This window comes from Flavobacterium magnesitis, assembly GCF_041729735.1.
Taxonomy (GTDB): Bacteria; Bacteroidota; Bacteroidia; order Flavobacteriales; family Flavobacteriaceae; genus Flavobacterium; species Flavobacterium magnesitis.
Genome location: NZ_JBCFQK010000002.1, coordinates 95404 through 106212 on the forward strand (window position 1 = coordinate 95404; position 10809 = coordinate 106212).

A 10809-nucleotide genomic window follows, 5' to 3' on the forward strand; every position below is an offset into this window, starting at 1 on the left:
TAAATACATAAGTAATGTCTAAAGTAATAGGAAAAGTTGCCCAAATCATTGGCCCAGTAGTTGACGTTGTTTTCAACGGTAAGGATGTTGAACTTCCAAAAATTTATGATTCATTAGAAATCACTAAAAAAGATGGTACTAAATTAATCCTTGAGGTTCAATCTCACATTGGAGAAAATACAGTTCGTACCATTTCGATGGATTCAACCGATGGTTTGAGTAGAGGTTATGAAGTAGTAGGAACAGGAAATCCTATTCAAATGCCGATTGGAGCAGATGTTTACGGACGTTTATTTAACGTTGTTGGAGATGCTATTGATGGTTTGCCAGAATTGCCTAAAACAGGTGAAAACGGAATGTCAATTCACCGTCAGGCTCCAAGATTTGAAGATTTATCAACTTCTTCTGAAGTTTTATTTACAGGTATTAAAGTAATCGATTTGATTGAGCCTTATGCAAAAGGAGGTAAAATTGGATTGTTTGGTGGTGCTGGAGTAGGTAAAACAGTATTGATTCAGGAATTGATTAACAATATTGCAAAAGGTCACGGTGGACTTTCAGTATTCGCAGGAGTAGGAGAAAGAACACGTGAAGGAAATGACTTGCTTCGTGAGATGTTAGAGTCAGGAATTATAAAATACGGTGAGGAATTCATGCACTCTATGGAAAATGGAGGATGGGATTTGTCTAAAGTAGATTTACCAGGAATGAGAGAGTCTAAAGCTACTTTCGTTTTCGGACAAATGAATGAGCCACCAGGAGCTCGTGCACGTGTGGCACTTTCTGGATTATCTATTGCTGAGTATTTCCGTGATGGAGCTGGATCTGATCAAGGTAAAGACGTATTGTTCTTCGTTGATAATATCTTCCGTTTTACACAAGCAGGTTCTGAGGTATCGGCACTTTTAGGTCGTATGCCATCTGCGGTAGGTTATCAACCAACATTGGCAACTGAGATGGGAGCAATGCAAGAGCGTATTACTTCTACAAACAAAGGATCTATTACATCTGTACAAGCGGTTTACGTTCCTGCGGATGATTTAACTGACCCGGCACCAGCAACAACGTTTGCTCACTTAGATGCAACAACTGTATTGTCTCGTAAAATTGCTGAGTTAGGTATTTATCCTGCGGTAGATCCATTGGATTCTACTTCTCGTATCTTGACTCCACATATTTTAGGAAATGAGCACTACGACTGTGCACAAAGAGTAAAAGAGATTCTTCAAAAATACAAACAACTTCAAGATATCATCGCGATCTTAGGTATGGAAGAGTTATCTGAAGAAGATAAATTATCTGTATCTAGAGCACGTCGTGTACAACGTTTCTTGTCTCAACCGTTCCACGTTGCTGAGCAATTTACAGGTATTCCAGGTGTATTAGTTGATATTAAAGATACTATCAAAGGATTTAATATGATTATTGATGGTGAATTAGATCACTTGCCAGAATCAGCTTTCAACCTTAAAGGAACTATCGAAGAAGCTATCGAAGCTGGAGAGAAAATGTTAGCTGAAGCATAAATCAAGCGAAGCTTGATAAACTTCAAAAATAAAATCACAAATCCCAATTTGGAATTTGGAATTTTAAAATTTGGAATTTTAAATTAAAAAAAATGATTTTAGAAATAGTATCACCAGAAGCGTCTTTGTTTAAAGGAGAAATAACATCAATCACTTTACCGGGTGTTGATGGAAGCTTTCAAATTTTAAATAACCATGCTCCAATAGTATCCTTACTTCAAAAAGGAACTGTAAAAATTACAGCGCCAAGTTTTACTTTTAGTAAAGAAGCAGCAAAATTGTTTTCGAAAGTAAATGATCAAAACTACACTTTAGCTATTTCTTCAGGAACTATTGAAATGAAAGACAATAAAGTAATTGTTTTAGCCGACTAAGATAATTTAGATTTATACAAAAACGTCAAGCTTTGCTTGGCGTTTTTTTTTACTTTTGATTTATGAGAAATCTACCTAATATTCTTAAAGCAAAATTAGAATCCAGAATTCAAAATAATGCATTACGTCAATTGCCTACTGGGACTAATTTAATCGATTTTGCATCCAATGATTATCTTGGTTTTTCAAAATCAGAGCAGATTTTTAATCAAACTCATCAGTATTTATTAGATCATGCTTTTGTTCAAAATGGAGCAACAGGTTCCCGATTGCTTTCCGGAAATCATAATTTGTATACTATAACAGAAAATTTTATTAGCACATTTCATCAAGCTGAAAGTGCGTTGATTTTTAATTCAGGTTATGATGCCAATGTTGGGTTTTTTAGCTCCGTTCCTCAAAAAGGCGATTTGATTTTATATGATGAATTGTGTCATGCTTCCATCAGAGACGGAATTCAATTGTCTTATGCGAAAGCTTATAAATTCAATCATAATGATTTTGAAGATTTAGAAAGAAAGATTATCAATTTCAATGGCAATTCCAATAACAATTCCAATCAAATAGCTTCAACCATTTACATTGTGACTGAAAGTGTGTTTTCGATGGATGGAGATACTCCAAATTTAGAAGAACTTGTTCATTTGTCCGAAAAACACAGTTGTTATTTAGTTCTTGACGAAGCGCATGCTTTAGGAGTTTTTGGAGATAAAGGACAAGGATTGGTTCAGGAATTTGGTATTCAAGACAAAGTTTTTGCTCGAATCATGACTTTCGGAAAAGGTTTGGGATGTCATGGAGCAGCTATTTTGGGGAGTCAGGAATTGAAACAATATTTGGTAAACTTTGCCCGAAGTTTTATTTATACAACGGGACTTTCTCCGCATTCGGTAGCTACAATTTTGATTTCGTATCAGTATTTAGAAAAAGAAAATACAGATATTAAATTGCTGCGTGAGAATATTATTCATTTCAATCAGCAAAAGAATTTATTGGGTTTAAAACCCATTTTCGTTCGAAGTAAATCATCTATTCAATCGGTTATTATTCCTGGAAATGAAAAGGTAAAATACATTGCAAAACAACTTCAGGAAAAAGGTTTTGATGTTAAAGCTATTCTTTCTCCAACGGTTCCTGAAGGACAGGAAAGATTACGATTTTGTTTGCATGCTTTTAATACCAAGGATGAAATTTCGGAAGTGTTGCAGTTGTTGAGTAATTTACTTTTTTAAAATTTATGGAAGATATATTTGAAATTGTTGGTGTATATCAATATTCATCAGAGGCAATAATTTTCAAAGGGAAATTAGAATCTGAAGGAATTGAAGTTTATATGAAAGACAATTATACAATTGAAGCTAATCCTTTGTATAGTAATGCCGTTGGTGGGGTAAAACTTTTAGTGTCTAAAATGGATTATGCTAAAGCAATGGAAATAATTTCTCAAGTTTCTAAGTATTCACTAGATGATGAAAGTCAGTTGATGAAATGTCCAAATTGTAAAGCAGAACAAATAGCTATGTTTACTTCAATAAGAGATTTAAAATCGCTAATCTCATTCATATTTTCAACACTTCTTTTAGGAATTCCGTTTCGTACGAAACATAAGTATAAATGTAGAAAGTGTAGTTTTGAATTTTAAGTAGATGTTTAAATAACTTTGTGAACTTTGCGTTTTCTTTGCGTACTTTGTGGTTAAATAAAATCTATGAAATTATTTATAACAGGAATTGGTACCGATGTAGGTAAAACTATTGCATCAGCCATTATAACCGAAGCCTTAGAAGCAGATTATTGGAAACCCATTCAAGCGGGTGATCTAAACACCTCAGACAGTCATAAAATAAAGTCTTTTATCTCGAATGGTAAAACTGAGATTCATCCAAATAGCTATGCTTTAAATACACCAGCGAGTCCGCATTTGGCGGCTGAATTGGATAGCATTGTTATTGATTTAGAAAAAATTGTAGAACCAGTTACTGACAATCATTTAGTGGTTGAAGGTGCTGGAGGACTTTTTGTTCCATTGAATAATCAAGATTGTGTGATTGATTTGATCAAGCCAGATTATAAAGTAATTGTGGTTTCACGTCATTATTTGGGCAGTATCAACCATACTTTATTAACTATTGAAGCTTTGCAAAGCAGAAATATTACCATTGCAGGAATTCTGTTTAATGGTAAAGAAAATCAATCTACAGAATCTATTATTTTGAATAAAACAGGCATAAAATGTATTGGAAGAATTGATGAAGAACCTTATTTTGACCAAAATGTAATTAGAGAATATGCCGATTTGTTTCGAGAGAGTCTTTTAAACTTGCAATGACAATGACAATAACAATCGCAATGGTTAAATCTGACCCGAGCGATAGCGAACAGGCGAAGCAAATCAAAAATCGTTAATCTTCAATCAGAAATCTAATGACTTTAACAGAAAAAGACAGCCAATACCTTTGGCATCCTTATACCCAACATAAAACGGCTCAAACGCCTATTGCTATTACAAAAGGCGAAGGTGCTTTGCTTTGGGACGAAAACAATACAGCATACATCGATGCTATTGCTTCTTGGTGGGTGAATCCTTTTGGACATAGTAACAAATTTATAGCTGATGCGATTTATAAACAACTAACGACTTTAGAACACGTGCTGTTTGGCGGTTTCACTCATGAGCCAGCGGTAGTTTTAGCAGAAAAATTGATTCAAATCTTACCCAACAATCAGCAGAAAATTTTTTTTTCAGATAATGGTTCGACTTCGGTTGAAGTAGCAATCAAAGTAGCTTTACAATATTTTTTCAACAAAGGTGAAAAACGAACAACTATTATTGCTTTCGAAAATGCTTTTCACGGTGATACTTTTGCGGCTATGGCAGCAAGCGGAATTTCGTTTTACACTCGAGCTTTTCAAGGAATGTTTATTGATGTGGTCCGTATTCCAGTTCCAGTAAAAGGAGAAGAACAGCAGGGTTTTGATGCTTTGAAAAAGGTAATTAAAGAGTATAATTGTGCTGGGTTTATCTTCGAACCTTTGGTACAAGGAGCCGCTGGAATGGTCATGTATGAACCAGAAGCTTTGGGTGAGTTAATCGAAATTTGTTCAGCAAATAATGTGCTTACTATTGCTGATGAAGTCATGACTGGTTTTGGTAAAACTGGAAAAACTTTTGCTATGGATTATGTCAATCAAAAACCAGATATGATGTGCTTGTCTAAAGCATTGACTGGCGGAACCATTCCGATGGCAATTACTACTTTTACCCAAGAGATATTTGAAACCTTTTACGATGATGATATTAATAAAGCCTTATTTCATGGACATACTTTTACAGCCAATCCTACAGGTTGCGCAGCGGCTTTGGCAAGTTTGGAATTATTACAAACTCCCGAAATGCAAGCCAATTTGGCTCGGGTCAACGCCAGTCATTTGGTTTTCCAAGAACATATTAAGAATCATCCAAAAGTGACTACTACTCGAGTATTAGGGACTATTTTTGCATTGGAAATAAAGAAAGAAAGTGAAGAAAGTTATTACGGAAACATGCGTACTAAGTTGTATAATTTCTTTATCGAAAATGGAATTATTCTGCGTCCAGTAGGAAATATTGTTTACATTTTACCGCCTTATATTATTACGGATGCCCAATTACAAAAAGTATATGAAGTGGTCGAAAGTGCTTTAGAAATAGTTTAAATTTGCTAAAAAATTTTTCACAAAGATTCACAAAGAAAACACAAAGCTTCGCTAAGTTATTTTATAAAATTTTGTGTATCTCTGCGAAAATTATTTGCGAATCTTCGTGTAATAAAATATAAAGCCTTGTCTCAAATCATCTCCATAACTGCTCTGTCATCGATTTCTTCATTAGGGAATGACCCTAAAACTATTTGGGAAAATTATCTTTCTGAAAATCATTGTTTCTCTAAAAAATATTTAGACAATCAGGAAACCTGGGTTGCTTCGTTAGATGAAAAATCACAGCAAATTGTGGCTGAATTGCAGCATTCGGATGTCAAGTATAAATCATTAGACAAATCGGTTTTGTATGCTATGGCTGCTTCGCGTCAAGCGGTTGAAAAAGCAGGATGGGATACCGATTCAGTTTTTGGAATCAATATTGGTTCTTCGCGTGGTGCAACAGATTTATTCGAAAAACACTTTCAGGAATATTTAGAAACAGGGAAAGCACAAACTTTGGCTTCGCCCACAACTACTTTGGGAAATATTGCTTCTTGGGTTGGACATGATTTGCAAAGTACAGGACCTGAAATTTCGCATTCTATTACTTGTTCTACAGCTTTACACGCCCTTTTAAACGGTGTCGCTTGGTTACGTGCCGGTATGGTTGATAAATTTCTTATTGGCGGAAGTGAAGCTCCTCTAACCGATTTCACCATTGCTCAAATGCGAGCATTGAAAATATATTCTCATAGTGAAGAAGCATACCCAAATCAGGCGCTGAATTTAGACAAAAAACTAAATTCCATGATTCTGGGTGAAGGAGCAGCGGTTTGTTGTCTCGAAATGGGGAAGAAAGACAATGCTTTGGCTTTTATTGAAGGCATTGGTTATGCTACTGAAATCTTAGAACACAATATTTCTATTTCGGCTGAGGCGACTTGTTTCCAGAAATCGATGAAAATGGCTTTGCAAAATACCAATTTAGAGGATGTTGATGTAATTGTGATGCATGCACCTGGAACTAAAGCAGGAGATTTAACTGAGTATAAGGCAATTCAGAAAATCTTTGGAGAAAGTCTTCCGCTGTTAACTACAAATAAGTGGAAAATTGGACACACTTTTGGTGCTTCGGGAATGTTGAGTGTGGAATTAGCCGTTTTGATGTTGCAACACAATCAGTTTATTGGAGTTCCTTTTCTAAACAACCCTTTTAGGGTTCAAAACCCTGAAAGGGTAATAAAAAAAGTACTGGTCAATGCAGTAGGTTTTGGTGGAAATGCGGTGAGTGTGTTGTTATCTGTCTAATCTAAGTTGTAACACAAAGTTTCGCTAAGCTTACACAGAGTTACGCCAAGTAATATATTTTTATTTGTATAGAGTTCTTTCTTTGTGGATCATTGCTTAAAAAATCTTTGCTTTCTTTGTGATTGAAATGATATGTTGATTGTGGGTTTTTAACTGAACACTCAAAAACTGATTACTGATTACTTGAAAACGGATCACTGCTTTCTAAATCCCGAACTTTTTCATAAACGAGATTGCTTTCAAAACCGCGTCTTAGCATAAAGTCGCAAAATTTCTTTCTTTTCTTTAAAACATTTTTTTCCTGAATAGATTCCCAGTTTCTATTTGCCAAAGTCTCAAATGTGGTATAATATTCTTCAGGACTAATTTCTTTCAAGGCAGTATTAATAAGTGTTTGATTGATGCCTCTGAATTTTAATTCATTGGTAATTCGGATTTTTCCCCAATGTTTAATTCGGTGTTTTCCTCTGGCAAAACTACAGGCAAAACGCTCTTCGTTTAGAAAATTATCCTGAATTAAATGAGCTATTATTTGGTTTATTTCTTCCGAATCCATTTTCATGCTTCGCAATTTCTGCTCTACCTCTTCATGACAGCGTTCCTGATAAGCACAATAATGCTCGATTTTGTGAATGGCTTCTTTTATTGTATAAATGTCTTTCATCGTGAAATCAAAAATACCATTTTAAAGTCGATTTTTTATGAGATTCTAGCTTTAATGATTTTAAGCTAATACTTTGGTTTAAAGTGTTTTAAAAATCACTAAATCTGGGTATTGTAAGAATTGTTTTCTGTGTGTATTTTTAAGAAATTTAATAAAGAGGGATTTTCAACTTATAATTCGAAACTTATGAGGCTAATTTTACTTCAACTCGTGGTTTTATTTTTTATTACTACAAATGGGAATGCACATTATAGTATTCCTGAATCTGAGGATTCAGATCCAGTTATAACAACACAACCTTTGAATCAATTGGAATGTGAAGGTAATTTGGTGAAATTTAAAGTAATTGCTTCTGGCTCAGGATTGACTTATACGTGGAAACGTAAAAGGCCAATTGATGTTGACTTTGTAACAATTGTAGACGAACCAAATAATTCAGAAGACTCATCAACAAATGAAATCAGAATTTTGAGTACGGGTAGTGCTAAGTATCCCAATGGAACTCAATTTCAAGTGATTGTTTCTAATGGAAGTTCCAGTGTAACTTCTGATATTGCTACACTTACTGTAAATGAAATTACAGATTTAACTGGAGGGACTAACGTCACTCAGTGTTTTGGAACTAATTATTCGTATACTGTTACTACTTCATATCCTGCCAATGTGGTTTCTTATCGATGGAAAAAATCGATTACATCTGGTGTTTGGGACGAAATTAGTGATGGATCAATTTACTCAGGAACTACTACGGCAACATTAAATATTACAGGTGGAACTCCGGAAGAAAGCGGTAGATATCGTGTTTACATTACTTTTAATTCTTCGGGTGCTGATTGTAATGTAACCAGTACAAGCAGAACACGTCAAATTACTTTTCTACCACAGCTGACAACACCCGAAACAACAATTTTGCAACCAACCTGTGTGGTAAATACAGGAACAATTACAGTAGCAGTCCAAAGTGAAACTGATGTCTATAGCTTTGATGGTGGCTTGAACTTTCAAAATAGTAATGAAAAATCAGGATTAGTAGTAGGTCCTTACAACGTGATTATAAAAAATGCAGCAGGTTGTATTTCTCCTACAATGATTTGTCCAATAGTTGAAGTGGGGCAAGCTTCCGTTTGGGATGGGATGACTTGGCAAAATGGAGATCCTGACAGTAGTAGAAGTGTTGTTTTTGAACAAAATTTTAGTTCAATAGTCGATATAGAAGCTTGTTATTGCGAAGTTACTAATGGGGCGAATGTAGTTATCAATGGAGCACATACTTTGAAGGTGACTAATGCGGTTAATGTTGTTGATGGGAAGTTGACTTTTGAAAATAATGCTAGTCTAGTCCAAGTGAATGATGATGTAGTAAATTCAGGAAATATTAATTACAAACGTTATACCACTCCAGTAAGGCGATATGATTATACCTATTGGTCTTCTCCAGTTGATGGGCAAACTTTGAGAAATTTATCGCCAAATACATTTTATGATAAATATTTTAGTTATAGTAATGGCTGGGCTCCTCATAATTATGGTGATCTTATAATGAACGCTGGCGAAGGTTATAGTATTAGAGCGCCACAAACGTTCAGTATTACTACCGCTGCAATTGATGATAAACCAGAATTTATTGGAGTGCCTAATAATGGTGAAGTAAAAAAGACTTTAACAGGAGATCAAGTTTATCTTTTAGGAAATCCTTATCCATCGGCTATTGATGCGGATGTGTTTTTGGATTTAAATTCAACAGTATTAGAAGGAACGCTATATTTCTGGACTCACAATTCGCCACCAAGTTCTGCTATTGATGGAGATAAAAAATATAATTATACTACAAATGATTATGCTATTTATAATAGAACCGGAGGAGTAACAACTCAAAAGAAAGCTCTTTCGGGTGGTTATGAGCCATTAGGCAAAATTGCAGCAGGACAAGGTTTTTTTGCTCCTGCAAGTGCCATCGGTGGCGAATTACTATTTAATAATAGTATGCGTATTTCAGGGGGTGTTTCTGGAATAAACAACGCTCAGTTTTTTAAAATCAATACCACTGCTAAAGAAGGAATAACTCCCGAAAGAGAAAAAAACCGTATTTGGCTCAATTTAACCAATACTGAAGGTGTTTTCAAACAAACATTAATTGGTTACATTACCGGAGCAACAAATAATTATGATGCTGGTTTTGATGGGGTGACCTATGATGGTAATCCATTTGTTGATTTTTACAGTGTCAATCAAGGTTTGAATTTAACGATTCAAGGACGTGCGTTGCCTTTTAAAAAGCAAGATTCCGTAGTCTTAGGTTGTAAATCAACGATTCAAGGCGAATTCCAGATTAGTATCGATCATACAGATGGAATTTTGGATTTTGAAAGTGTTTTTCTGGAAGATAAGGACTTGCAATTACTCCATGATTTAAAAAAAGAACCGTATTTGTTTACCACTGAAAAAGGTGTTTTTAACAATCGTTTTGTGTTGCGTTATGTTGATAAGAATGAGGAAGAAGTAGTTGAGCAAGAGCTGGTAGAAGAAGTAATAAATCCAGCGGTTATAGTTTCAGTTGAAGGTAGAAAAATTAAAATAAATTCCGCTGCAACAACATTAGAAAAAGTAGCTGTATATAGTATCTCAGGAAGAAAAATGTTTCAAAAGAATCAAGTGAATGAAAATGTATTTGTTATTCCTCAATTGATTTCGGGTAATCAAGTAGTAGTGGTTGACATGTTATTATCAAATGGTAAAAAAATCTGTCGAAAAATCATTTATTAGTACTGTAAAATCTAAAAAAAATAAATTTAAAATGTCCCGATTGCTTTAAGTAGTCGGGATTTTTTTTTTTGCTAGTTATTACAGGTTTTTTTGTTATACCACAAAGCTTCGCAAAGTTTTTTTTAGACTCCAATGCACAAATTAATCTGTTTTAATCTTTTAAATCAGTGGCAAAAATAGATGAATTTCTTTGTGAGCCTTTGCGGTAAAACCACCCAAAGATTTTGAAAATAATAATTCGTGCATTCGTGGCTAAAAAACACACTACAAATCTTTCTTTTCTTATCCCGTTTTTTAAAACCAAACTTCCCATAAAATCGTAACTAGTGCAAAAGCTAATCAATTGCTTTTCAGTGTGCTGTGATTTGTTACTTCAATTAGCTTAAATACTTTAACAAAACAGCTTCTTAACGGGTATAAATGCCGATAAACGACTTTGTTTTAACATACTATTTTGATTGATTTATTTTGAATCATAATTTAAAAGTTAGCC

Annotated in this window: 9 protein-coding genes; 8 read left to right on the forward strand and 1 reads right to left on the reverse strand. The window is 34.5% G+C overall.

What is annotated here, in order from left to right; genetic code table 11:
* The first annotated feature begins 14 nt into the window (after positions 1-14).
* The 7 genes from atpD to AAGV33_RS02340 all read left to right on the forward strand — a co-directional run bounded on the left by atpD (position 15) and on the right by AAGV33_RS02340 (position 6889).
* On the forward strand, positions 15-1526 hold the full coding sequence (atpD, locus tag AAGV33_RS02310; protein WP_373390301.1) for a F0F1 ATP synthase subunit beta: 1512 nt from the start codon (positions 15-17) through the stop codon (positions 1524-1526).
* 92 nt (positions 1527-1618) lie between these two features.
* Positions 1619-1900, forward strand: a complete 282-nt coding sequence (locus tag AAGV33_RS02315) for a F0F1 ATP synthase subunit epsilon (RefSeq protein ID WP_373390302.1) — start codon at positions 1619-1621, stop codon at positions 1898-1900.
* Between the two features lie 62 nt (positions 1901-1962).
* Positions 1963-3132: an aminotransferase class I/II-fold pyridoxal phosphate-dependent enzyme gene (locus AAGV33_RS02320; protein ID WP_373390303.1), complete on the forward strand. Its 1170-nt coding sequence runs from the start codon at positions 1963-1965 to the stop codon at positions 3130-3132.
* A 5-nt stretch (positions 3133-3137) separates the two neighbouring features.
* Positions 3138-3542: a putative signal transducing protein gene (locus AAGV33_RS02325; RefSeq protein ID WP_373390304.1), complete on the forward strand. Its 405-nt coding sequence runs from the start codon at positions 3138-3140 to the stop codon at positions 3540-3542.
* A gap of 66 nt (positions 3543-3608) precedes the next feature.
* The gene (bioD, locus tag AAGV33_RS02330) at positions 3609-4229 is read left to right on the forward strand and encodes a dethiobiotin synthase (RefSeq protein ID WP_373390305.1); all 621 of its coding nucleotides are present in this window, start codon (positions 3609-3611) and stop codon (positions 4227-4229) included.
* 95 nt (positions 4230-4324) lie between these two features.
* Positions 4325-5596, forward strand: coding sequence for an adenosylmethionine--8-amino-7-oxononanoate transaminase (gene bioA, locus AAGV33_RS02335; protein ID WP_373390306.1), 1272 nt, complete (start codon positions 4325-4327; stop codon positions 5594-5596).
* Positions 5597-5722: 126 nt separating this feature from the next.
* Complete coding sequence (locus AAGV33_RS02340) at positions 5723-6889, forward strand: beta-ketoacyl synthase N-terminal-like domain-containing protein (protein ID WP_373390307.1); 1167 nt, start codon at positions 5723-5725, stop codon at positions 6887-6889.
* A 172-nt stretch (positions 6890-7061) separates the two neighbouring features.
* Here the strand turns inward: AAGV33_RS02340 and AAGV33_RS02345 are convergent, their stop codons facing one another.
* Positions 7062-7553 (reverse strand): regulatory protein RecX, encoded by a 492-nt coding sequence (locus AAGV33_RS02345; protein ID WP_373390308.1) that lies wholly within the window; start codon positions 7551-7553, stop codon positions 7062-7064.
* Between the two features lie 186 nt (positions 7554-7739).
* On the opposite strand from AAGV33_RS02345, the gene AAGV33_RS02350 reads away from it, so the two are divergent.
* Positions 7740-10316, forward strand: a complete 2577-nt coding sequence (locus AAGV33_RS02350; RefSeq protein WP_373390309.1) for a hypothetical protein — start codon at positions 7740-7742, stop codon at positions 10314-10316.
* The last annotated feature ends 493 nt before the right edge of the window (positions 10317-10809 follow it).